This window comes from Nocardioides segetis (assembly GCF_051390595.1).
In the GTDB taxonomy this organism is placed as follows: domain Bacteria; phylum Actinomycetota; class Actinomycetes; order Propionibacteriales; family Nocardioidaceae; genus Nocardioides.
In genome coordinates, this window is the sequence record NZ_JBNINR010000010.1 from 96,528 (window position 1) to 118,107 (window position 21,580).

Sequence of the window (21,580 nt, forward strand, 5' to 3'; positions counted from 1 at the left end):
AGCAGATCGACGCGGCGTCCGACCCGTCCGCCGACCCGCCCGCCGACCCGCCCGCCGCCCGGGAGCCCGGCCTACTGGCGCGCCCGCGCACGACCCGCGTCCTGATCGCGGTCCTGGCGCTGGTCACCCTCGCGCTGGTCGCGGAGTTCGCCCTGCTCCTCGTCGACCGGCTCGGCGACGACGACGAGCCGTCGGAGCGGGTCAGCGACACCACCGGCCTCAGCGTCCCGGACGGGCGCCCGGTCGTCGTGCCCGCCCTGCAGTGGCGCGACGGCGTCGAGGCGGCCGCGAAGGCCGCCCAGGAGCTGGTGTCGGTCGACTACAGCAAGTACGACGAGGAGGTGGCCCGGGCGGTCGAGCTGACCACCGACCGCTACGAGCAGGACTACCTCAAGACGATCGGCGACGTGAAGGAGCAGGGCATCGCCCAGGAGCTCAAGGTCCAGGCCAGCGTCGTCGCCCAGGGTGTCGTCCGCGCGAACCGGACCCGGCTCGAGGCGCTGGTCTTCCTCAACCAGGTCGTGGAGCGCAAGCGCGACGGGGAGAAGGAGACCGTCGTGACGCCGTACCGCGTGCTGGTCACGATGGTGAACACCGACCACGGCTGGCTCGTCGACCGACTCGACACCGACGACGCCACGGTGCCGGCAGAGCAAGACAAGACCGAATAGTCGTGTCTCCCACGCCCCCGCCTGCTACGCGACGTTTCCGACTCGATCTGGCTGCGTTGGCGTCGCTCGACGTGCGATCCAGCATGCCGTCGCTCCGCCGCCTTGCCAGATCGGCCGGAAACGCCGCTCGCTACGGCGGCGACGTGCGAGACACGACTAGGTAGAACACGTTACAGTTCCGTCGTGGCCACCTCAGGAGAGAGCATCGTCGAGTGTGATCTAGCCGTGGTGGGCGCGGGCCCGACGGGTCTGTTCGCCACCTACTATGCAGGATTCCGCGGGATGCGGGTAGCACTGATTGACTCGCTGCCCGAGCTCGGCGGCCAGATCACCGCCATGTACCCCGAGAAGGCGATCCTCGACGTCGCCGGCTTCCCGAGCGTCAAGGGCAGGGACCTGGTCGAGGGGCTCGCCGCCCAGGCGCTCAGCGCGAAGCCGGAGCAGCTGCTCGGCTGCACGGCCACGGACCTCACGCTCGACGACGACGGGCTGACGCTGCGTCTCGACGACGGCACCGCGGTCCGGGCCAAGGCCCTCGTCATCACCGCCGGGATCGGCAAGTTCAGCCCCCGGCCGCTGCCGGCCGCCGAGGGCTGGGTCGGCCGGGGCGTCGAGTTCTTCGTCCCGAGCTTCGAGCCCTACCGCGACCAGGACGTGGTCATCGTCGGTGGCGGCGACAGCGCCTTCGACTGGGCCGTCCATCTCGAGTCGATCGCGCGCTCGGTGACGCTCGTGCACCGGCGCGACGCCTTCCGCGCCCACCAGCGCACCGTCGACCAGGTCCGGGCCTCGTCGGTCGGCATCGTCACCAGGGCCGAGGTCGCCGCGCTGCGCGATGCCGACGGCGGGACCACGGGTCCGCTCGCCGAGGTCGAGCTGACCGTCGACGGCGAGGCGCGCCGGCTGCCCGCCCAGGCCGTCGTCGCCGCGCTGGGCTTCATCGCCGATCTCGGGCCGCTGCAGCAGTGGGGCTTGGAGACGCAGCGCCGCCACATCGTCGTCGACCCGTCGATGCGGACCACGCTCCCGCGGGTGTTCGCCGCGGGCGACATCACCGAGTACCCCGGCAAGGTCCGGCTGATCGCCGTCGGCTTCGGCGAGGCCGCCACCGCCGTCAACAACGCGGCGGTGGTCATCGACCCGACCGCCCACGTGTTCCCCGGACACTCCTCGGAAGGGAGCTGAGCATGAGCGCCGGCCGCGACCAGGTCAAGCTGACCGAGGAGGAGGTGCAGGGCCTGCTCCGCGAGAACCTCAAGGTGCAGGTGGCGGCCAACGGCCGCGACGGCTTCCCGCATCTCACGACCCTGTTCTACGTCGTGCAGGACGGGAGGATCGCGTTCTGGACCTACGGCCGCAGCCAGAAGATCCTCAATCTCGACCGCGATCCACGCGTCACCGCGCTGGTCGAGGACGGCACCGACTACTTCGAGCTGCGCGGCGTCTCCATCGAGGGCCGTGCCGAGATCGTGCGCGACCACGACCGCATCCTCGAGATCGGCAAGGCCGTGTCCGTGCGGATGTTCGGCGTCGACTCGTTCGAGGCCCTCGGCGAGATCGGGGCCCAGACCGTGGAGAAGCAGGCGACCAAGCGGGTGGGCGTGATCATCCACCCCGAGCGGGTCGCGTCCTGGGATCACCGGAAGATGACGTGAAAGGCAACGTGTCCATGAAGATCAAGGTCGACTTCGACCTGTGCGAGTCCAACGGCCTGTGCGAGGCGATGGCGCCTGAGGTGTTCGAGCTGGACGACGACGACTTCCTCCAGCTGCACACCGAGCACACCACCGACGAGAACATCGACAACGTCAAGCGTGCCGTGGCGGCCTGCCCGCGCGCCGCCATCACCCTCGTGGAGGACGACGCGTGAGCAGCACCAGCAGCACGAGCCTGGACGGCAAGGTCGCCGTCGTCACCGGCGCCGGCGCCGGACTCGGTCGCGCCGAGGCCGTCGCGCTGGCCCGCGCCGGTGCCCGGGTCGTCGTCAACGACCTGCCGGGCGCCGGGGACGAGGCGGCCGAGGAGATCCGCTCCTTCGGGGGAGAGGCGGTCGTCGTACCCGGGGACGTCAGCGAGCGCGCCACGGCCGACGCCATGCTCGCCGCCGCGGTCGAGCGCCTCGGCGGTCTCGACATCGTGGTCAACAACGCCGGCATGACCCGTGACCGGATGCTGTTCAACCTCGGTGACGACGAGTGGGACGCGGTCATCGCCGTCCACCTGCGCGGCCACTTCCTGCTCTCGCGCAATGCCGCCGCCTACTGGCGGGGCAAGGCCAAGGAGAGCGCGTCGGGCACGGTCTACGGCAGCATCGTCAACACCGCCTCCGAGGCCTTCCTCGGCGGCTCGCCCGGTCAGGCCAACTACGCAGCCGCGAAGGCCGGCATCGCGGCGCTGACCCTGTCCACCGCCCGCGGACTGGCGCGGATCGGCGTGCGCGCCAACGCGATCTGCCCGCGCGCCCGCACCGCGATGACCGCCGAGGTGTTCGGCGAGGACCAGTCCGGCAAGGCCGTCGACCCGTACTCGCCCGAGCACGTCGCGCCCGTGGTCGCCTACCTCGCCTCGCCGGCCGCCGAGCGGATCACCGGCCAGGTGCTCGTCGTGTACGGCGGGATGGTCGCCCTCGTCGCCGCCCCGGTGGTGGAGCAGCGCTTCGACGCCGCTGGCGACGTCTGGTCGGCCGACGACCTCGACAAACAGCTCGGCGGCTTCTTCGCCGACCGGGACCCGAACGTCGGCTTCGCGGCCGACTCGATCATGAAGCTGACGGTGTAGCCATGACCGACTCGAACGGACGGCTGGACGGCAAAGTCGCGATCGTCACCGGTGGCGCGATGGGTCAGGGCGCCGCGATCGCGCGGGCCTACGTCGCGGAGGGAGCCCGGGTCGTCATCGCCGACGTCGCCAAGGAGCAGGGCCAGGCGCTGGCCGACGAGTTGGGCGGCGCCGCCCACTTCGCGCACCACGACGTCAGCGACGCCGCCTCCTGGGCGAGCGTCGTGGACGACGCGAACGCCCGCTTCGGCGCGGTCGACGTGCTCGCCAACAACGCCGGGATCCTGCGCTTCGGTGACATCGAGCGGATGCCGGCCGACGAGGTCGAGCTGCTGTGGCGGGTCAACCAGCTCGGCTGCTTCCTGGGCATGCAGGCGGTCACCCGGACCATGCGCCGAGGAGGCGGCGGCTCGATCATCAACGCCTCGTCGGTCGAGGGCCTGGCCGGCATGCCGTCGTGCACCGCGTACGCCGCCACCAAGTGGGCGATCCGCGGCATGACCAAGTGCGCCGCGATGGAGCTCGGGCCCAAGGGGATCCGGGTCAACTCGGTGCACCCCGGGATGATCGACACCCCGATGACCCGGGTCCACGGCGGCGACGCCGCGATGGAGTACGGCGCCAGCAAGGTGCCGCTGCGCCGGGTCGGCACCCCCGAGGACATCGCGCCGGTCTACGTCTTCCTCGCCAGCGACGAGTCGTCGTACCTCAACGGCGCCGAGATCGCGGTCGACGGCGGCGTCACCTCGACCCACGCCTTCGGGGCCTGAGGGTCCCGGGATCAGTCGCGGAGGATGAGGTGAACGGCCGTCTCCATGTGCGCCGCGGTCTCCGCGGCCGTCGAGCGGCCGGTCACCCACGCCACCAGCGCGGAGAGCCACACGTCGCCGATGACGCGTGCGATGGCGACGTCCTCGTCGGTGAGCGCGCCCTCGTCGGGGACCCCGCCGTGCATCGCGTGGGTGACGATCGAGGTCATCGCCATGCCGACGACGTGGATCTCGTTGGTGACACTGCTGTCGGCGAACATGAAGGCCCGGGTGAGCGCCTCGGTGAGCTTGGGGTCGCCCTGCATGCCGCGGGCCATCCGCTTGAGGACGTAGAGCACCCGCTCGGCCTGCGTGTCGCCGGGGATGTCACGCTCGCCGAGACGCGCCGACGCCTCGTCGAACTGGCGGCCGAGGGCGGAGACCAGCAGGTGGATCTTCGAGGGGAAGTACCGGTAGAGCGTGCCGAGGGCGACGTCGGCCCGCTCGGCGACCGCCCGCATCTGGACGGCGTCGAAGCCGCCGGACTTGGCCAGGTCGTAGGTCGCGTCGAGGATTCGCTTGCGGCGCTCCCGCTGTGCGGCCGATCCGAGATCGTCGGACGTGGACGGGTTCGCGATGGTCACGAGAGGTCCCCCTGCGGTGCGGTGAAGAGTCGGGTCGATATGGACCCAGTGGATAGGCTACCGGCAAGTAGCGCATAATTTGGAACACGTTCCACTACGTTTTCGTTTCGGACTGCTCCCCGGGAGCAAGGCCTTGGGGAGAGGTACCTGTGCGGATCGCGATGCTGTCCTACCGCAGCAAGACCCACGTCGGCGGGCAGGGGATCTATATCCGGCGACTGACCCGCGAGCTCGCGGCGCTGGGTCACACGGTCGAGGTCTTCTCGGGCCAGCCCTACCCCGAGCTCGACGAGGGCGTCACCCTCACCAAGGTGCCGAGCCTGGACCTCTACCGGCCGGGCGACGAGTTCCGCAACCCGCGCCCGCGCGAGTTCCGCGACCTGGTCGACGTCGAGGAGTGGCTGCGGATGCGCAGCGGCGCCTTCCCCGAGCCGCTCACCTTCAGCAAGCGCGTCGTGAAGCTCCTCGAGGAGCGCCGCGACGACTTCGACATCGTCTTCGACAACCAGACGCTGGCGACCCCGCTGCTGGGTGTGGAGGACCGCGCGGGGGTCGGGCTGCCGCTCGCGGCCACCATCCACCACCCGATCACGATGGACCGCCGCATCGAGCTTGCGGCCGCGCCGTGGGCCAGGCGCAAGCCGCGTTCGCGGGTGCGCTTCGAGTTCCCGAAGGTCGGCGTGTGGCGCTGGTACTCCTTCCTCGACCAGCAGAAGCGCACCGCGCCGCGGCTGCGCCGGGTGATCGTGCCCTCGGAGTCCTCCCAGCGCGACGTCGTGCGCGAGTTCGGCGTCGACCCGGCGCGGATCGAGACGATCCTGCTCGGCGTCGACGACCGCTTCGTCCCGCCGAGCCGCCCGCGGGTGCCCGGTCGCATCCTGGCCATGGCCAGCGCCGACGCCCCGCTCAAGGGGATCTCGGTGCTGCTGGAGGCCTTCGCCAAGCTCGTCGTCGAGCGCGACCTGGAGCTGGTGCTCGTCACCAAGCCCAAGGAGGGCGGGGTGACGGAGAAGCTCATCGACAAGCTGGGCATCGCCGAGCGGGTCGCCTTCGCCAACGGCCTCACCGACGACGAGCTCGTCGCCCTGATGGGCTCGGCCGAGCTGGCCTGCGTCCCCTCGCTCTACGAGGGCTTCTCGCTGCCGACCGCCGAGCTGATGGCCTGCGAGACCCCGCTCGTCGTGTCCCGCGCCGGCGCGATCCCCGAGGTCGTCGGCCCGGACGGGCTGTGCGCGGACGTCGTCGAGCCCGGCGACGTGGGAGCGCTGACCACCGCCCTGGCCGGCCTGCTCGACGACCCCGAGCGACGCGCCGAGATGGGGGCCGCCGGGCGGCGCCGGGTCAAGGAGCTGTTCAGCTGGAGCGCCGTCGCGGTGAGCACCGCGGCCGTGCTGGAAGACGTGATCGCCGAGTACCACGCGGAGAGCAAGGCCGAGGAGAACTGAGATGCTGACTGTTGACTTCGACCGGCTGGGCCTGCAGCCCGGCGACCGCGTCCTCGACATGGGCGCGGGTGCCGGGCGGCACAGCTTCGAGATGTACCGCCGCGGCGCCGACGTGGTCGCCTTCGACCTCGACGCCGAGGAGCTGGAGGGTGTGCGCGACCTGTTCGTCGCGATGAAGGAGGCCGGCGAGGTCCCCGCGGGCGCGGAGGCCGACGTCAAGCAGGGCGACGCGCTCGCGCTGCCGTTCGCCGACGGCGAGTTCGACCGCATCGTGTGCTCGGAGGTGCTCGAGCACATCCATGACGACGTGGCGGCGATCCGCGAGCTGATCCGGGTGCTGCGACCGGGCGGCGCGCTCGCCGTGACGGTGCCGCGCTGGCTGCCCGAGGTGATCAACTGGCGGCTGTCGGCCGACTACCACAACGCCGAGGGCGGTCACATCCGCATCTACACCGACCACGAGCTGATCGACAAGGTCACCAAGGGCGGTCGGTTCAACGACGGCACTCCCGGCGACGCGATGCTGTTCGAGGGCAAGACCCACACCCACGGCCTGCACACGCCGTACTGGTGGATCAAGTGCGCGGTCGGCGTCGAGAACGACGACCACCCGCTCGCGAAGGCCTACCACAAGCTGCTGGTCTGGGAGATCATGAAGCAGCCCACGGCCCTGCGCTGGGCCGGCCGGGTGCTCGACCCGATGATCGGCAAGAGCATGGTCCTCTACTTCCGCAAGCCGGAGGTGGCATGAGCCGGGGCACGACGCCCGAGGTGGCGCTGAGCCGCCTGCCGTACGTCGACGGGGTGCTGTCGGCCCAGCAGGTGGCCGACACGGCGGCGGCGATCGCGGCCATGCAGGAGCCGTGGGGCGCCGTGCCGTGGACGACCGGCGAGCACGTGGACATCTGGAACCACGTCGAGGCGGCCATGGCCATGCTGGTCGGCGGGCAGGTCGAGGCCGCCGAGCGCGCCTACGCCTGGATCCCGACGATGCAGCGCGCCGACGGGTCGTGGCCGATGAAGATCGTCGGCGGCGCCGCGGAGGACGAGCGCGGCGAGGTCAACATGTCGGCGTACTTCGCCGTGGGACTCTGGCACCACTGGCTGGTGCGCCGCGACATCCGGTTCGTCGAGCGCTACTGGCCGTCCGTGCGGGCCGGCCTCGACTTCGTCGTCTCGCTGCAGGAGCCGTTCGGCGGCATCCGCTGGACCCCGGTCGACGACTTCTGCCTGCTGACGGGCAACTCGAGCATCTACCACTCGCTGCGCGCCGGTGTCGCGCTCGCCGACCTGATGGACGATCCGCAGCCCGAGTGGGAGCTCGCCGGCGGCCGGCTGGGCCACGCCGTGCGTACCCATCCGGACCGGTTCGCGGACAAGTCCACCTACTCGATGGACTGGTACTACCCGGTCCTCGGCGGCCCGGTGCGCGGCGACGCCGCGCGCGAGCTGCTCGCGCGCCGGTGGGACGAGTTCGTCGTTCCCGGCCTCGGCATCCACTGCGTCGACACCAACCCCTGGGTGACGGGAGCCGAGACCTGCGAGCTGGCGATGGCCCTCGACGCCCTCGGTGACCCGGAGTCGAGCCGCCGGGCGCTGGAACTCGTCGCTGACATGCAGCACCTGCGCGAGTCCGACGGGCGCTACTGGACCGGCTGGGTCTACGCCGATGCCGACCGGCCCGCGCCGGAGGGCGAGCCGCGCGACGTCTACTGGCCGCACGAGCACACCACCTACACCGCCGCCGCCGTCATCCTCGCCGTCGACGCCCTGGGGGAGACCTACGGGCACGCCACGCCGGGCTCCGGGATCATGCGCGGCACGTCCCTCGCCCCGCACTTCGACGAGATCGCGCTCGAGTGCGCGTGCCCGTCAGCCGAGCGGGTCTCCGGCCGCGCCTGAGACCCGCTGGAGGACCCGCAGCGATCCGACGACGTCGACCTCGGCGAAGGCGCCGCTGGCCAGGGCCGGCAGGTAGATCTGCTCGTACGGCGGTCGTCCGCCGTCCGCGGGGTCGGGGAAGACGTCGTGGATGGCGAGAAGGCCATCGGCCTGCACCCAGTGCGCCCACCCCCGGAAGTCGTCGCGAGCCGGCTCCTCGCCGTGCCCGCCGTCGATGAAGAGCAGTGACAACGGCGTGCGCCAGTGGGCGGCCACGGTGGTGGACCGGCCGACGATCGCGACGACGTGGTCCTCGAGGCCGGCCCGGGCGATGTTCTTGCGGAACTGGCCCAAGGTGTCCATCAGCCCGAACTCGGGGTCGACGACGCTGGCGTCGTGGTGCTCCCAGCCGGCCTGGTTCTCCTCGGAGCCGCGATGGTGGTCGACGGTGAAGACGACCGCCGCGGTGCCCGACGCGCGGGTGACCTGCCGCGCGGCGGCGCCGAGGTAGATCCCGGACTTGCCGCAGTAGGTGCCGACCTCCAGTGCGGGGCCGTGCGGGAGCCGCTCCAGCGCGATCCGGTGGAGCAGGGCGCCCTCGTCCTCGGGCATGAAGCCCTTGGCGCGCCGGGCGTGGTCCAGCAGGTCGGACGGCATGGTGTCGGGCATCCGGACACTCTAGTAGAGTTAGAACACGTTCTAGTTGGTGGTCGAGGCGCTGCCGCGGGACGAGTCAGCGTTTCGAGACCAGGGGGCATCCATGTCGATCGGCATCACCGACGAGCAGGTCGAGCTCGCCGACAGCCTGCGCAAGTGGGCTGCGAGCCTGTCTCCGGTGGCGGCGGTGCGGGCGGCGGAGGCCGACGCGCGCGCCGACTTCGCGGCGATCTGGTCGGCGGCCGAGGAGATGGGCGTCGCGGCCATCGCCGTCGCGGAGACCGCCGGCGGTGGCGGCGGCACGGTGCTCGACCAGGCGGTCGCGCTGGAGGCGTGCGCCCACGAGCTGGTCCCCGGCGGACTCCTCGGCGCCGCGATCGGCGCCCTGCTGACGGCCCGCCCGGGCCGGTTCGGCGTCCAGGTGCACCCCGACGGCGTCGTCTGGGACGGCGGTGCCGCCGACGAGCAGCTGCTGCTCGGTGCCGGCGGGGGAGCCGTCACCCCCGAGCCGGGCATCGACCTGAGCGCTCGGCACGGCCGGGTCGTGGACGGTCCGGCGGAAGCCGAGGCGGACGTCCGTCGCCGGCTGCTCGCCGTCACGCTGGCCGCCGCCGAGGCGGCCGGCGTGGCCCGCTGGTGTCTGGAGACGGCCGTCGACTATGCCAAGGTCCGCGAGCAGTTCGGTCAGCGGATCGGCGCCTTCCAGGCCGTCAAGCACCTGTGCGCCCAGATGCTCGAGACGGCCGAGGCGGTCACCGCCGCCGCCTGGGACGCGGCCGCCGCCGCGGACGCGGGTGACGAGGTGCAGTGGTCCTTCGCCGTCGACGTCGCCCACGTCACCTGCTTCGACGGCGCCGTCGAGGTCGCCAAGGCCTGCATCCAGGTCCTCGGCGGCATCGGGTTCACCTTCGAGCACGACGCGCACCTCTACCTGCGCCGTGCCCTCACCCTGCGTGCCCTCGCGGGATCGGCCGACGACGCGGCCGAGCGGGTGACCGCCGCCGCGGTGGCCGGCGTGCGCCGTCGCGTCGACGTCGACCTCGGTGGCCGGGACGCGGCGATCCGCCCGGAGGTCCGCGCCGTCGCCGAGCGGATCGGGGCGCTGCCGGAGGAGGAGCGGCGGGCGGCCCTGGTCGACGCCGGCTACCTGTCGCCGCACTGGCCGGCGCCCTACGGCCGGGGTGCGGACCCGGCGCTGCAGATCGTGATCGACCAGGAGCTGGCCCGCGCCGGTGTCGCACGCCCGGACCTGGTGATCGCGGGCTGGGCGGTCCCGACGATCCTCGCCCACGGGACCGACGCCCAGCGCGAGCGCTACGTCCGGCCGTCCCTCCTCGGCGAGCTCACCTGGTGCCAGCTGTTCTCCGAGCCCGGCTCCGGCTCCGACCTCGCCTCCCTGCGCACCCGCGCGGTCCGGGTCGAGGGCGGCTGGTCGCTGACCGGCCAGAAGGTGTGGACCTCCGTGGCCGAGCGTGCCGACTGGGGCATCTGTCTGGCCCGCACAGACGCGGACGTCCCCCAGCACAAGGGGATCACCTACTTCCTCGTCGACATGCGCTCGGCCGGCATCGAGGTGCGGCCGCTGCGCGAGATCACCGGCGAGGCACTGTTCAACGAGGTGTTCCTCGACGACGTCTTCGTGCCGGACGAGTGCGTGGTCGCGGAGCCCGGCGACGGCTGGCGGCTGGCGCGCACGACGCTCGCCAACGAGCGCGTCGCGATGGCGAGTGCTCGGCTGACCAAGAGCGTCGAGCGCGCTGTCGAGCTCGCCGGCACCCGCGACCTCGGGCCGGTCGACCGGGTGGCCGTCGGCCAGCAGGTCGCCCTCGCCACGGTCTGCGCGCTGCTCGGCATCCGCACCACCCTGCGCGCCCTCGGCGGCCACGGGCCGGGCGCCGAGTCGAGCGTCGCCAAGCTGCTGGGCGTCCGCAGCCGCCAGGACTCCTCCGAGCTCGTGGTCCGGCTCCAGGGCGACGACCTCGCCCTGCTCGGCGGCCTCGGCAAGGAGGCCGGCGACCCGCTGGCCGCCGACGTCTGGGAGCAGCTCAACACCCGCTGCCTGTCCATCGCCGGCGGCACCACGCAGATCCTGCGCAACGTCGCCGGCGAGCGGATCCTCGGCCTGCCGCGCTAGCCGTCGCCGGCCTCAGGTCGCGGCGGCGGGCTCGCGCTCGCGCCGCCACCCGTTCCAGTGCCAGTGCAGGAACCGGTCGGTCGCCCGGACGAGATGCTGGGAACGGATCGACGGGAAGATGTCGAAGGCGTGCTGCGCCCCCGGCAGCTCGGCGTAGGTCACCGTGCGCCGCGACGTCGCCCGCAGCGCCGCAACGAAGGCCCGCGCCTGCCCGGGGTCGACGAGCGTGTCCCGGGAGCCGTGCACGACGAAGAAGTCGGGCGCCTCGGGAGTGACGCGCAGCAGGGGGCTCGCCTGCTCGAAGACGGCCCGCTCCGAGCGGGGTGAGCGCTTGAAGACGATCGGGGCGAGGAACCTGTCCCGCATCAGCTCGGCGGTGCGCAGCCCGCTCGCGCCGGCGAGGTCGTAGACGCCGTAGTAGGGGACGGCGGCCTGGACGCTGGTGTCCGCCGACTCGAAGCCGGGCTGGAACTCCGGCGCGTTCGGCGTGACGGCGGCGAGCGCGGTCAGGTGGCCGCCCGCGGAGCCGCCGGTGATCGCGATGTAGCCGGGGTCGCCGCCGTACTCCGCGATGTGCTCCTTGATCCAGGCGATGGCGGCCTTCACGTCGACGATCTGGGCCGGCCACGGGTCGCGCGGTGCGAGCCGGTAGTTGATCGCGACGCACACCCAGCCCTTCGCCGCCAGGTGCTGCATCAGGGGCAGGCCCTGCTGGTCCTTGTTGCCGATCGTCCAGCCGCCGCCGTGCACCTGGAGCAGCACGGGCGCACCGGAGGCCGGCGTGACCTCGGAGGTGTAGACGTCCAGCAGCCCGCGGCGTCCGTACGGTGCGAAGGGGATGTCGCGGTGCACCTCGACGCCCGCCCTGCGCGCCGCGGCCCGGAAGGCGAAGGGGTTCGCGAGCCGCCGCCAGGGGGTGGCCAGCTCGGCCGGCGTGGGCTTCGCGTCGAGCTGCTCGACGTAGTCGACGCCCAGGCCGGCGACCAGCGCCTCCTCGGCGTCGGTGACGGCCTGACGGCTCTGCCGGATGAGGTGGATGAGCCCGGCTCCGGTCATGCCGGCGAGCGCGAGGCCCCGCCAGTCGCGCCGCGACCGGGTCGCGTGGGCCGCGGCGTCGGCGGCGGTGAGGCCGAGGAGGTGGGGCGCGAGCTCGCCGGTGAGCCAGCCGGCGAAGAAGGCCGGGATGCCGGCGCGGAAGCCGGGCAGCGGGCGGATGGCGTTGGCGGTCAGCGCCGCGGCGACGAGCTGGCGGCCCACGAATCCCATGACCGGAGCGTATCCGCCTCGTTGTGAGAAACTGGTACTCGTTCTAGTTTTTCATGGGGGTAGGCGGATGGATCGGCTGTCGGGACTGGATGCGAGCTTCCTCTACCTGGAGACGCCCGCCCAGCTGATGCACGTGTGCGCGGTGATGGTGCTCGATCCGGCCACCATGACCACGGCGTACTCCTTCGCCGCGATGCAGCGCGAGATCGAGATCCGGGTGCGCGACGTGCCCGGGTTCACGCGGAAGGTCCGTGGCGTGCCCCTCGGGCTGGACCACCCGGTGTGGGTGCGCGACCGGGACTTCGACATCGAGCGGCACGTGCACCGGTTGGCGCTGCCGACGCCGGGTGGGTACGCCGAGCTCATGGACCTGTGCGCCCACCTGGCCTCCCTGCCGCTGGACCGCTCCCGTCCGCTGTGGGAGATGTGGGTGATCGAGGGCTACCGACCCGACGGCGCGGAGGGCGGTGGGGGCGAGAAGGTCGTCGTGTTCGCGAAGATGCACCACGCGACGGTCGACGGCGTGTCCGGCTCCAACCTGATCTCCCACCTGTGCTCGCTCGAGCCCGACGCGCCGCCCCTGGTGCCCGAGAACGCGCCGCACCCCCGCGACCCGGGGCGCGGTGAGCTGCTGGGCCGGGCCGTGATCGGCACCGCCACCCGGCCCGTGACGCTGGTCAAGGTGCTCAAGCCGTCCGCGCAGCTGGTGACCAGGAGCATCGGTCGAGCCCGGAGGGGCACGGCGATGGCGGCACCGTTCTCCGCTCCGCGGACGTCCTTCAACGGCACCATCACCTCCCACCGGTCGATCGCGGTGACGGATCTCGACCTCGACGAGATCCGGCGGATCAAGAAGGTCACCGCGACCACGGTCAACGATGTCGTCCTCGCGATCTGCGGTGGGGCGCTGCGGGCCTACCTCCACGAGCGCGACGAGCTGCCCGACTCCTCGTTGCTGGCCACGGTCCCCGTCAGCGTCCGCGACACCTCGCGGCGCGCGACCGGCGCCAACAAGGTCTCCGCGCTGTTCACCAAGCTCGGCACCGACCTCGAGGACCCGCTGGAGCGCCTGCGCATGCTCGCCGAGCGCAACCGGCATGCCAAGGAGCACCACAACGCGATCAGCGCCGACGCGCTCCAGGACTGGGCGGAGTTCGCCGCGCCCCGGACCTTCGGCCTCGCCGTGCGCACGTACGCCAACCTGCGCCTGGCCGAGCGGCATCCGGTCGTGCACAACCTGGTGATCTCCAACGTGCCCGGACCGCCGATCCCGCTCTACTTCATGGGGGCGCGGATCGACGCGCTGTGCCCCCTCGGCCCGGTCTTCCACGGTGCCGGGCTCAACGTCACGGTGATGTCGAACGCCGGCCAGATGCACGTCGGCGCGATCGCCTGCCGCGAGTCGATGCCCGACACCGACGCGCTGGTGCGCCACTTCCCGGCCGAGCTGGCGCGGCTCACCGCGGCGGTGGACGCCTCGGGAAGTCCCGCCGCCGCGCGTTGACGGTCGCGGCCGCCTCCACGAAGCGCGGCACGAACCTCTCGGCGCCGAGCACGCATCCGGCGTGTCCGTCGTCGACCTCGTGCACGGTCGCTCCGGGGATCGCCCGGGCGAGCGCGAGCTGACGGGCCGTCGGGATCACCCGGTCGCGCATCATCGCGACGACCGCGGTCGGCACGTCGATGCGCCCGAGCCAGGGGCGCGAGTGATGCTGTCCCAGCGCGGCCAGCGCCTGCCCGACCGCCCAGGGACTGGTCGAGCGGAACTCCCGCAGTGCCCACGCGTGCAGGTCCGACGGCTCGAGGTCGACACCGCGGGCGGCCGCCCGGGCGGCCCGCAACGCGGTCCGGGACCGCGACACGCCACGCAGGGCGAGCATCGTGCTGCCCATCCCGAGGAAGAACCCGCGTTCGGCGGGGGTGAGCTGGAAGCGGTCGGTCGTGGCGGCGAGCACCAGGCCCTGGACCCGCTCGGGATGCTGGCGCCAGACCCGCTGGGCGACGATCGACCCCATCGAGTAGCCGCCGACGATCACGTCCGGCAGGCGCAGGAGGTCGATCAGCGCCGCCACGTCGTCGGCGCAGTCGGCGAGACGGAAGGCCTCGCTCTGGATGCCCCGGCCGTGCCAGCGCTGGTCGAGCGTGACCACGCGGAACCGCTCCGAGAGCGGTCCGATCGCGGGGAACCAGGTCAGCAGGCCGGTGGTGCCGAGCGCATGGAGCAGCACGATCGTGGGCGCCTCGGGGTGCGGTCCCGCCGTGTCGGTGATGTAGGTGGCGCCGCCCCGCCCCGGCAGCTCCACCATCCGTCCCGCAGGGATCGGGGTGGACGGCAGCCGGACGCGGTGGCGCGCCACGTCGAGCAGTGAGACGGCCCCCATGCGGGCAACACTAGAACACGTTACAGTTTCGCTGTGGATGCAGAGGCGATCAACGCAGTCCGCGCCGTCGTCGGCGAGGTCCTGGAGCGCGAGTCCGACGCCCGCGAGTGGTCCGCCTGGGCCGCCGCCGGGCTGACCTCCCTCCCCGTGCCGGAGGAGCAGGGCGGCGAGGGGCTGGGGCTCGACGCGGTGGCGGTGCTGCTGCGCGAGGCCGGCCGGCGGGCCGTGCGGGTCCCGGTCTGGGAGACGCTGTGCTGCGGCGCGCTCACCCTGGCCGGCCACGGCACCGATGCCCAGCGCAAGGAGCTGCTGCCGGCCATCGCCGCGGGCGAGCTGCTCGTCACGCCCGCCCTGCGCGGCGAGGCGACGTACGCCGACGGCGCGGTCAGCGGGCGCAAGCTCGCGGTGACCTTCGCCGAGCGCGCCGAGCGCCTCCTCGTGGTCGCGCGGGACGGCGACCGCGAGGTCGTCGTCCTCGTCGACCCCGCCGGTCCCGGAGTCACCCTGGCGCCGGCGAGCACGTCCGGCGCGGTGCCGCAGCACACCGTCGTCCTCGACGGCGCGCCGGCCGAGCCGCTCGCCGACGGCGCGGCGGGCCGCCTGCGCGAGCTGGCTCGTGCCGGTCTCGCGGTCACCGCCGCCGGAGTCCTCGCCGGTGCCCGTGACCTGACCGCCGACTACGTCAAGGGACGCCGGCAGTTCGGCCGCGCGCTGGCCGAGTTCCAGGCCGTCTCGCTGCAGATGGCCGACGTCTACGTCACCTCGCGCACCCTCGACCTCGCTGCCGACAACGCGGTGTGGCGCGTCGCCGAGGGCCTGCCGGCCGCCGACGACCTCGCGGTCGCCGGCTACTGGGCGAGCCAGGTGGCGCCGTACGCCTTCCGCACCTGCCACCACCTCCACGGCGGCATGGGCGTCGACATCACCTACCCGCTCGTCGCGCTGACCACCTGGGGCACCGACCTCGCTCACGCCCTCGACACCACGGCGGCGCAGGTCCCGGTCGAGAGTGCCGGCGCCAAGAACCTGGAGCTCACCGACGACCAGCGGGCTCTCAAGGAGCGGCTGCGCGCCTACTTCGGCGGGGTCGCGGCCGAGTTCGACGGCATCCACGACCCGGATCCGGTCGAGGGGGCGTGGAACCGACACGGGCCGACGTACGAGCGGATGATCCGCCGCCTCGGCGACGACGGCTGGATGGGCGTCGGCTGGCCGAAGGAGTACGGCGGTCACGGGCTCGGTGAGGTCGAGCAGACGATCTTCGCCAACGAGGCGCAGTACGCCGACGTGCACCTGCCGTCGGTCACGCTGCAGACCGTCGGGCCGACGCTGATCAGGTACGGCACCCAGAAGCAGAAGGACCTCTTCCTCGAGCGCATCCTCAAGGGTGACGTGCACTTCGCGATCGGCTACAGCGAGCCCGACGCCGGCACCGACCTCGCCTCGCTGCGCACGACGGCCAGGCGGGACGGCGACCACTACGTCGTCAACGGCCAGAAGATGTGGACCACCGGCGGCCACCAGGCCGACTACCTGTGGCTCGCGGTCCGCACCGATCCGGACGCCCCCAAGCACAAGGGCATCTCGATCCTCATCGTGGACACCAAGGACCCCGGCTACAGCTGGACGCCGATCATCACCGCCGACGGCTCCCACCACGTCAACGCCACGTACTTCAACGAGGTCCGGGTCCCCGTCGACATGCTGGTGGGCGAGGAGAACCAGGGCTGGAAGCTGATCACCACCCAGCTCAACCACGAGCGGGTCATGCTCGGTCCCGCCGGCCGGATCGAGGGCCTGCGCGACCGGGTGGTGCGCTGGGCCGACGCGGCGGGCGTTTTGGACCGTCCCGACGTGCGCGACGTGCTGGGACGCACGACGGCCGTGTTCCGCATCAACGAGCTGCTCAACTGGGAGGTGGCGCGTGCCGCGGCGGCCGGCGAGATCAAGGTGGCCGACGCGTCGTCGTCGAAGGTGTTCGCCTCCGACCAGGTGCAGCACCTGCTCGCCGATCTCATCTCGCTCGTGCACCGCCACGGGGACGCCGGGGAACAGGAGACGAAGACCTTGCTCGACTACCTCGACGCGCAGGCCAAGCGGAACCTCGTGCTCACCTTCGGTGGCGGGGTCCAGGAGGTCCAGCGCGAGCTGATCGCGATGTTCGGCCTCGGCCTGCCGCGGGTGCCGCGATGAGCACCCAGCTGGTGGACCCCGCCGTCCACGAGAAGGTGATGGCCGAGGCCGAGCGGATCAAGGGCTGGGGCGAGGCCGCCGAGCGCGTCGCCCGGGACGAGGTGAACCAGCCCACGATCAACAACTGGCTCGAGGCGATGGGTCTCGACAACCCGCGCTTCCGGGCCGGCGAGGCGCCGCCGTCGATGGCGCAGGTCTGGACCATGTACGGGCTCGGCGGGAAGCCGTCGGAGGACGACCCGTTGCACTCCATGATGCGGGTGCTCACCGACGCCGGCTTCACGGCCGTTCTCGGCACCAACTGCGAGCAGTCCTACGACCGTTACCTGCGGGTGGGGGAGCGGCTGCGCGTCACCACCGCGCTCGACTCGGTGGTCGGCCCGAAGGCGACCGGCATGGGGGTCGGCTACTTCGTGACCTCGCGCAACACCTGGTACGTCGAGCACGAGGACGGCACGAGCGAGAAGGTCGCCACCATGCTGTTCCGGGTGCTCAAGTTCATCCCGAAGGGCGCGTCGTGAGCGGCCCGGTGCGCCCGGTCGTCAACCGGGACAACGCCTACTTCTTCGAGGGTACGGCGAAGCGCGAGCTGCGGATCCAGAAGTGCAACCGGTGCGGCGTGCTGCGCCACCCGCCCGGCCCGGCCTGCCCGGAGTGCGGTGCCTTCGACCGCGGCTACGTCGTGGCCGCCGGCACCGGCACCGTCTTCTCCTATGTCGTCCACCACGCCCCGCAGGTCCCGGGCAAGGAGTTGCCGCTGGTGATCGCGCTGCTCGACCTCGACGAGGGCGTGCGGATGGTGGCCGAGATGACCGGACCCGTCGAGATCGGCGACCGCGCGACCGTCGGCTGGAACGTGGTCGACGACGATCTGACCCTCCCGATCTGGACGAAGGTGGACCGATGAGCGCCGTACTGAACGTGGGGGACAAGCTGCCCGAGTGGACCCTCCCGATCACGCCGACCCTCGTGGTGTCGACGGCGATCGCGACCCGCGACTTCCAAGACGTCCACCACGACCGCGACATCGCCCAGGCGGCCGGTTCGAAGGACATCTTCGTCAACATCCTCACCTCGACGGCGCTGTGCGAGCGCTACGTCACCGACTGGGCGGGGCCGGACGTGCAGATCCGGGGCATCGCGATCCGGCTCGGCGCGCCGGCGTACCCCTACGACACATTCACGTTCACCGGCGAGGTGACCGAGGTCGAGGACGGCGTCGCGACGATCAAGGTGGTCGGCGCGGTGTCGCTCGGCGACCACGTGATCGGGACCGTGAAGGTGGCCGCCGCATGAGCGAGCGCTCCCTGTCCGGCAAGGCCGCCATCGCCGGCATCGGCGCGACAGAGTTCTCCAAGGAGTCCGGCCGCTCCGAGCTCCAGCTCTCCGTCGAGGCGGTCCGCCACGCCCTCGCCGACTGTGGGCTCACGCCCGCCGACGTCGACGGCCTGGTCACCTTCACCATGGACACCTCGTCCGAGATCGCCGTGGCCCGCGAGCTCGGCATCCCCGAGCTGCGCTTCTTCAGCCGGATCAACTACGGCGGCGGCGCGGCCTGTGCCACGGTCCAGCAGGCGGCCATGGCCGTCGCCACGGGCGTCGCGGACGTCGTGGTCGCCTACCGCGGCTTCAACGAGCGGTCGGGCGACCGCTTCGGCCAGGTGTCCAACTGGGCCGCCGCGCAGGTCAACACCAACGGCCTCGACAACGCCTGGACCTATCCGCTCGGCCTGTCCACCCCGGCGGCGACGGTCGCGATGCAGGCGCGGCGCTATATGCACGAGTACGGCGCGACGTCCGCGGACTTCGGCGCCGTCGCCGTCGCCGACCGCCGCCACGCCGCGACCAACCCGGCCGCCTTCTTCTACGGCAAGCCGATCACCCTCGAGGACCACCAGGCCTCCCGGATGATCGCGGATCCGCTGCACCTGCTCGACTGCTGCCAGGAGTCCGACGGCGCCGTCGCGCTCGTCATCGTGTCGGCAGAGCGGGCGCGCGACCTCGCCCAGCCGCCGGCGTACCTCGCCGCGGCCGCCCAGGGCTCGGGCCGCGACCAGTTCGTGATGACGTCCTACTACCGCGACGACATCGGCATCCCCGAGATCGGCGTCGTCGGGCGTGAGCTGTGGAAGCAGTCCGGGCTGACGCCCGCGGACATGCCCATGGCGGTCCTCTACGACCACTTCACGCCGTACGTCCTGATGCAGCTGGAGGAGCTGGGGTTCTGTGGTCGCGGCGAGGCCAAGGACTTCGTCAAGGACGGCGCCATCGAGGTCGGTGGCCGGCTCCCGATCAACACCCACGGCGGCCAGCTCGGCGAGGCCTACATCCACGGGATGAACGGCATCGCCGAGGGCGTGCGCCAGATCCGAGGCACCTCGGTCAACCCGGTCGCCGACGCCCACCACGTGCTGGTGACCGCCGGCACCGGCGTCCCGACGAGCGGGCTGATCCTCTCGGCCTGACCCGCCCGACCGCGAGCACGCCACGATCCCCGCCGGGAGGCGGGTGTGGGGCGGGGTGGCTACTCGTCCGGTGGCGGGGTGGCGCGGAGGGGGTGGGTGCCGCGGTGGTCGACGCGGAACCGGTGGCCGTGCGGACTGGTCCACAGGTAGGTGCCCGGCATGAGGGTGTCGTAGTGCCAGGCGGAGTGCGTTTTCGCGCGATGGTGGCGGCGGCACAGCGGCACGAGGTTGCACGGGCAGGTGGCTCCGCCGTCGGCGTGGGGTCGGGCGTGGTCGAGGTCGCAGGCTCGGGCGGGGCGGGTGCAGTGGGGGAACCGGCAGGTGTGGTCGCGCAGGATCACGCGGGTGCGGTGGCGGTCGGGGATCTCATACGAGCCGACCGGGACATGGTCGCCGAGGTCGATGACCGGGCGGACGATGATGGTGGTGTGCCGGGCGCGGAGCCATTCGCGGATCTGGGCCGAGGTGATCGGGCAGCGGCCTTCCTCCCACCGACCCACCGGGTTCGCGAACGGGTTCCAGCCCGCCAGGTCGTCGGCCGGGCTGTCGCCGGCCAGGGTGGTGTCGGTCAGGGTGGTGTCGGTGACGTGGACGTTGAGCACGACCTTGCGTCCTGGGACCGTGTCGACGACTTCGCCGGTGTCGTGGTCGGGGATGAGCAGGTCGAGGGCGAGGTCGTGGCGGGCGAGCTCGGCAGCAGCCTTGGACCGCCGCACATCCAACGACGAGTCGTCCCCGAGGCGGGCGAGGGTCTCGGCACGGCGGGCGACCGCTTGGTTCAGGTCGTGCCCATCCGCAGCATCCAGCACGCCGTCGAGGTGGACCAGGCCGTGGTCGTCGACCTCACCAATGTCGAAGTGCCGGTGGTCGGCAGCCTCGCGTCGTTCGGCCTCCGCGTGTTCGGGGTCGAACCGCAGCACCGCCTCGGTGACCAACCTCTCGAGCTGGGCCCACCCCACCCCGGAGGCATCCCACAGCTGCCGGTCCACGAACGCCGCCGCCTCGGCGGAGAGGGGTCGGGTGAGGTCGGCGATCCGCTCGGCCCGCCACGGCGCCAACCGCCCCGCCACGACGGCGTCGTAGACGTGGGGTAGCCGCCAGGCGCACTCGATGACCCGCCCGACATACGCCCGCCCACCATCCGGGGTGCGGCCGAGGACCGCGATGAGCTCCATCAACGCGAACTCCGACACCAGGGGTGCACCCGCACCGGCGATCGGGACACCCGTGTCGAGGTAGCCCTCGGTGAGGGTCGCGACCCCCTCGGGACCAGCGATGACGTGGTCGCTCGCCCACTCCACGATCCCGGCCCACTCCTCGACGAGGAGCTGATTGCGGGCCTCGATCCCCGCGCTCAGCCGCGACAGCAGGACTGCTGTCGACGGGGCGCGGGTTCCGAGATCCATGACCGGATCCTCCCACCGGGCTACGACACAACCCGAGCGTCGCAAACCCGCCTGTGCACAAGGAAAACCCCCTCAACCGAGGCGCCGAAAGGGAGGTCTCGACCAGCCAGATGAGCCCGTGACACCTACGGCAGGTCAGCGACCCACGCCGACCTGCCGTACGTGTCACCGGCGTACGCCATGCCCCCGACCGTCGCCAACGACAGCCGACCACCGAACCCAGCCCCCTCCCGACCCTCGTCGTCGCTGCCTTTCGGAACGAAACCACCCACCCGACCGCAGCCCACGAGCAGCCCCCACAGCACGACCAGGAACAAGGAACGACACCAGGCCGACCCGTCCACCGGACGAGCGGGCGCCGGACGAGCCGAGCGGGCGCCTACTCCTCGACCCAGATGTTGTCGTGCTCGCGCATGAACGCGTCGTACTCCTCGGGCGTCCACTGCTCGCCGCGGGCGAGCCGGTCGAGTCCCTCGAAGTAGGGCTCGCGCGGGGCGCCGGGAGCGAAGTGCAGCAGCATCGAGGCCGGGGCGCCCGACTCGTTGCGGAACCCGTGGATGCCGCCGGGCGGGACGTGCAGGAAGTCGCCCGGACGCGCGGTGGTCCAGTCGGTGCCGGTGTGGATCCGGACCTCGCCCTCGAGGATGTAGAAGGACTCCGCGATGCTGCGGTGGAAGTGCGGGCTCGGGCCGCTGACCGCCTCGGAGAACTCCCAGCGGTAGAGCCCGAACAGCCCGCCGGTCGCCTCGCCCCGGGCGAGGTAGTGGACCCGGTTGCCGTTGGGGTAGACGAGGTCGGGGCCGTCGCCGTCGGGCCGGACCCAGGCCGAGACCTCGCCGGCGCCGTCGTACAGGGGAGGGGGATACGACATGCGGCGACGCTACTCAGCACATCCCAGTGACCGGACCCA

The 21,580-nt window shown here is 72.1% G+C and carries 22 protein-coding genes; 16 read left to right on the forward strand and 6 right to left on the reverse strand.

Annotation, left to right across the window (positions count from 1 at the left end):
• The 6 genes from ACPZVR_RS17470 to ACPZVR_RS17495 all read left to right on the forward strand — a co-directional run.
• Nucleotides 1-671 (forward strand): hypothetical protein (locus ACPZVR_RS17470; protein WP_436700931.1); only part of this gene is annotated, 671 nt, incomplete at its 5' end.
• A 228-nt stretch (nucleotides 672-899) separates the two neighbouring features.
• On the forward strand, nucleotides 900-1,856 hold the full coding sequence (locus ACPZVR_RS17475; RefSeq protein WP_436700982.1) for an NAD(P)/FAD-dependent oxidoreductase: 957 nt from the start codon (nucleotides 900-902) through the stop codon (nucleotides 1,854-1,856).
• A 2-nt stretch (nucleotides 1,857-1,858) separates the two neighbouring features.
• The gene (locus ACPZVR_RS17480; protein ID WP_436700932.1) at nucleotides 1,859-2,326 is read left to right on the forward strand and encodes a pyridoxamine 5'-phosphate oxidase family protein; all 468 of its coding nucleotides are present in this window, start codon (nucleotides 1,859-1,861) and stop codon (nucleotides 2,324-2,326) included.
• Nucleotides 2,327-2,340: 14 nt separating this feature from the next.
• Nucleotides 2,341-2,541, forward strand: coding sequence for a ferredoxin (locus tag ACPZVR_RS17485; RefSeq protein WP_436700933.1), 201 nt, complete (start codon nucleotides 2,341-2,343; stop codon nucleotides 2,539-2,541).
• Nucleotides 2,538-3,449 carry a 3-oxoacyl-ACP reductase gene (locus ACPZVR_RS17490; RefSeq protein WP_436700934.1) on the forward strand — a complete coding sequence of 304 codons (912 nt, stop codon included), beginning with the start codon at nucleotides 2,538-2,540 and terminating at the stop codon, nucleotides 3,447-3,449. Before ACPZVR_RS17485 ends, ACPZVR_RS17490 begins: the two co-directional genes overlap by 4 nt.
• Before the next feature lie 2 nt (nucleotides 3,450-3,451).
• Nucleotides 3,452-4,219: a glucose 1-dehydrogenase gene (locus ACPZVR_RS17495; RefSeq protein WP_436700935.1), complete on the forward strand. Its 768-nt coding sequence runs from the start codon at nucleotides 3,452-3,454 to the stop codon at nucleotides 4,217-4,219.
• 11 nt (nucleotides 4,220-4,230) lie between these two features.
• Here the strand turns inward: ACPZVR_RS17495 and ACPZVR_RS17500 are convergent, their stop codons facing one another.
• Nucleotides 4,231-4,842, reverse strand: a complete 612-nt coding sequence (locus tag ACPZVR_RS17500) for a TetR family transcriptional regulator (protein WP_436700936.1) — start codon at nucleotides 4,840-4,842, stop codon at nucleotides 4,231-4,233.
• A 149-nt stretch (nucleotides 4,843-4,991) separates the two neighbouring features.
• On the opposite strand from ACPZVR_RS17500, the gene ACPZVR_RS17505 reads away from it, so the two are divergent.
• The 3 genes from ACPZVR_RS17505 to ACPZVR_RS17515 are packed head-to-tail and all read left to right on the forward strand — an operon-like array spanning nucleotide 4,992 to nucleotide 8,189.
• Complete coding sequence (locus tag ACPZVR_RS17505) at nucleotides 4,992-6,287, forward strand: glycosyltransferase family 4 protein (protein ID WP_436700937.1); 1,296 nt, start codon at nucleotides 4,992-4,994, stop codon at nucleotides 6,285-6,287.
• Nucleotide 6,288: 1 nt separating this feature from the next.
• A complete protein-coding gene (locus ACPZVR_RS17510; protein WP_436700938.1) occupies nucleotides 6,289-7,038 on the forward strand; it encodes a class I SAM-dependent methyltransferase in 750 nt (249 codons plus the stop codon).
• The gene (locus ACPZVR_RS17515; RefSeq protein ID WP_436700939.1) at nucleotides 7,035-8,189 is read left to right on the forward strand and encodes a prenyltransferase; all 1,155 of its coding nucleotides are present in this window, start codon (nucleotides 7,035-7,037) and stop codon (nucleotides 8,187-8,189) included. Before ACPZVR_RS17510 ends, ACPZVR_RS17515 begins: the two co-directional genes overlap by 4 nt.
• Here the strand turns inward: ACPZVR_RS17515 and ACPZVR_RS17520 are convergent.
• The gene (locus ACPZVR_RS17520; protein WP_436700940.1) at nucleotides 8,160-8,837 is read right to left on the reverse strand and encodes a class I SAM-dependent methyltransferase; all 678 of its coding nucleotides are present in this window, start codon (nucleotides 8,835-8,837) and stop codon (nucleotides 8,160-8,162) included. The two genes, ACPZVR_RS17515 and ACPZVR_RS17520, sit on opposite strands and share 30 nt — an antisense overlap.
• Before the next feature lie 91 nt (nucleotides 8,838-8,928).
• Here ACPZVR_RS17520 and ACPZVR_RS17525 point away from each other — a divergent pair, with 91 nt between their 5' ends.
• Entirely contained in the window at nucleotides 8,929-10,959 is a 2,031-nt protein-coding gene (locus ACPZVR_RS17525) for an acyl-CoA dehydrogenase family protein (protein WP_436700941.1), read from the forward strand.
• Between the two features lie 12 nt (nucleotides 10,960-10,971).
• Here the strand turns inward: ACPZVR_RS17525 and ACPZVR_RS17530 are convergent, their stop codons facing one another.
• The gene (locus tag ACPZVR_RS17530; RefSeq protein ID WP_436700942.1) at nucleotides 10,972-12,225 is read right to left on the reverse strand and encodes an alpha/beta hydrolase fold domain-containing protein; all 1,254 of its coding nucleotides are present in this window, start codon (nucleotides 12,223-12,225) and stop codon (nucleotides 10,972-10,974) included.
• A 67-nt stretch (nucleotides 12,226-12,292) separates the two neighbouring features.
• Between ACPZVR_RS17530 and ACPZVR_RS17535 the strand changes: the two genes are divergently transcribed.
• Nucleotides 12,293-13,729 (forward strand): WS/DGAT/MGAT family O-acyltransferase, encoded by a 1,437-nt coding sequence (locus ACPZVR_RS17535; RefSeq protein WP_436700943.1) that lies wholly within the window; start codon nucleotides 12,293-12,295, stop codon nucleotides 13,727-13,729.
• Here the strand turns inward: ACPZVR_RS17535 and ACPZVR_RS17540 are convergent.
• Nucleotides 13,683-14,606 carry an alpha/beta fold hydrolase gene (locus tag ACPZVR_RS17540; RefSeq protein WP_436700944.1) on the reverse strand — a complete coding sequence of 308 codons (924 nt, stop codon included), beginning with the start codon at nucleotides 14,604-14,606 and terminating at the stop codon, nucleotides 13,683-13,685. The two genes, ACPZVR_RS17535 and ACPZVR_RS17540, sit on opposite strands and share 47 nt — an antisense overlap.
• Before the next feature lie 33 nt (nucleotides 14,607-14,639).
• On the opposite strand from ACPZVR_RS17540, the gene ACPZVR_RS17545 reads away from it, so the two are divergent.
• From ACPZVR_RS17545 to ACPZVR_RS17565, 5 genes are read left to right on the forward strand one after another with little or no spacing between them, the layout of a single operon-like run.
• A complete protein-coding gene (locus ACPZVR_RS17545; protein WP_436700945.1) occupies nucleotides 14,640-16,799 on the forward strand; it encodes an acyl-CoA dehydrogenase family protein in 2,160 nt (719 codons plus the stop codon).
• The gene (locus ACPZVR_RS17550) at nucleotides 16,796-17,320 is read left to right on the forward strand and encodes an FAS1-like dehydratase domain-containing protein (RefSeq protein ID WP_436700946.1); all 525 of its coding nucleotides are present in this window, start codon (nucleotides 16,796-16,798) and stop codon (nucleotides 17,318-17,320) included. Before ACPZVR_RS17545 ends, ACPZVR_RS17550 begins: the two co-directional genes overlap by 4 nt.
• The gene (locus tag ACPZVR_RS17555) at nucleotides 17,317-17,706 is read left to right on the forward strand and encodes a Zn-ribbon domain-containing OB-fold protein (protein ID WP_436700947.1); all 390 of its coding nucleotides are present in this window, start codon (nucleotides 17,317-17,319) and stop codon (nucleotides 17,704-17,706) included. Before ACPZVR_RS17550 ends, ACPZVR_RS17555 begins: the two co-directional genes overlap by 4 nt.
• Nucleotides 17,703-18,095, forward strand: a complete 393-nt coding sequence (locus ACPZVR_RS17560) for a MaoC family dehydratase (protein ID WP_436700948.1) — start codon at nucleotides 17,703-17,705, stop codon at nucleotides 18,093-18,095. Before ACPZVR_RS17555 ends, ACPZVR_RS17560 begins: the two co-directional genes overlap by 4 nt.
• Entirely contained in the window at nucleotides 18,092-19,264 is a 1,173-nt protein-coding gene (locus ACPZVR_RS17565) for a lipid-transfer protein (protein ID WP_436700949.1), read from the forward strand. Before ACPZVR_RS17560 ends, ACPZVR_RS17565 begins: the two co-directional genes overlap by 4 nt.
• 59 nt (nucleotides 19,265-19,323) lie before the next feature.
• Here the strand turns inward: ACPZVR_RS17565 and ACPZVR_RS17570 are convergent, their stop codons facing one another.
• Together ACPZVR_RS17570 and ACPZVR_RS17575 are read right to left on the reverse strand one after the other, a co-directional pair.
• Nucleotides 19,324-20,670, reverse strand: a complete 1,347-nt coding sequence (locus tag ACPZVR_RS17570) for an HNH endonuclease signature motif containing protein (RefSeq protein ID WP_436700950.1) — start codon at nucleotides 20,668-20,670, stop codon at nucleotides 19,324-19,326.
• A gap of 379 nt (nucleotides 20,671-21,049) precedes the next feature.
• On the reverse strand, nucleotides 21,050-21,541 hold the full coding sequence (locus tag ACPZVR_RS17575; protein ID WP_436700951.1) for a cupin domain-containing protein: 492 nt from the start codon (nucleotides 21,539-21,541) through the stop codon (nucleotides 21,050-21,052).
• Nucleotides 21,542-21,580 lie beyond the last annotated feature (39 nt).

What these genes read in the sequence shown, in the direction of transcription:
- ACPZVR_RS17480 (WP_436700932.1), top strand. Translation starts at nt 1,859, where the DNA reads ATGAGCGCCGGCCGCGACCAGGTCAAGCTGACCGAGGAGGAGGTGCAG.
- ACPZVR_RS17485 (WP_436700933.1), top strand. Translation starts at nt 2,341, where the DNA reads ATGAAGATCAAGGTCGACTTCGACCTGTGCGAGTCCAACGGCCTGTGC.
- ACPZVR_RS17495 (WP_436700935.1), top strand. Translation starts at nt 3,452, where the DNA reads ATGACCGACTCGAACGGACGGCTGGACGGCAAAGTCGCGATCGTCACC.
- ACPZVR_RS17510 (WP_436700938.1), top strand. Translation starts at nt 6,289, where the DNA reads ATGCTGACTGTTGACTTCGACCGGCTGGGCCTGCAGCCCGGCGACCGC.
- ACPZVR_RS17515 (WP_436700939.1), top strand. Translation starts at nt 7,035, where the DNA reads ATGAGCCGGGGCACGACGCCCGAGGTGGCGCTGAGCCGCCTGCCGTAC.
- ACPZVR_RS17520 (WP_436700940.1), bottom strand. Translation starts at nt 8,837, where the DNA reads ATGCCCGACACCATGCCGTCCGACCTGCTGGACCACGCCCGGCGCGCC.
- ACPZVR_RS17525 (WP_436700941.1), top strand. Translation starts at nt 8,929, where the DNA reads ATGTCGATCGGCATCACCGACGAGCAGGTCGAGCTCGCCGACAGCCTG.
- ACPZVR_RS17530 (WP_436700942.1), bottom strand. Translation starts at nt 12,225, where the DNA reads ATGGGATTCGTGGGCCGCCAGCTCGTCGCCGCGGCGCTGACCGCCAAC.
- ACPZVR_RS17535 (WP_436700943.1), top strand. Translation starts at nt 12,293, where the DNA reads ATGGATCGGCTGTCGGGACTGGATGCGAGCTTCCTCTACCTGGAGACG.
- ACPZVR_RS17540 (WP_436700944.1), bottom strand. Translation starts at nt 14,606, where the DNA reads ATGGGGGCCGTCTCACTGCTCGACGTGGCGCGCCACCGCGTCCGGCTG.
- ACPZVR_RS17550 (WP_436700946.1), top strand. Translation starts at nt 16,796, where the DNA reads ATGAGCACCCAGCTGGTGGACCCCGCCGTCCACGAGAAGGTGATGGCC.
- ACPZVR_RS17560 (WP_436700948.1), top strand. Translation starts at nt 17,703, where the DNA reads ATGAGCGCCGTACTGAACGTGGGGGACAAGCTGCCCGAGTGGACCCTC.
- ACPZVR_RS17565 (WP_436700949.1), top strand. Translation starts at nt 18,092, where the DNA reads ATGAGCGAGCGCTCCCTGTCCGGCAAGGCCGCCATCGCCGGCATCGGC.
- ACPZVR_RS17570 (WP_436700950.1), bottom strand. Translation starts at nt 20,670, where the DNA reads ATGGATCTCGGAACCCGCGCCCCGTCGACAGCAGTCCTGCTGTCGCGG.
- ACPZVR_RS17575 (WP_436700951.1), bottom strand. Translation starts at nt 21,541, where the DNA reads ATGTCGTATCCCCCTCCCCTGTACGACGGCGCCGGCGAGGTCTCGGCC.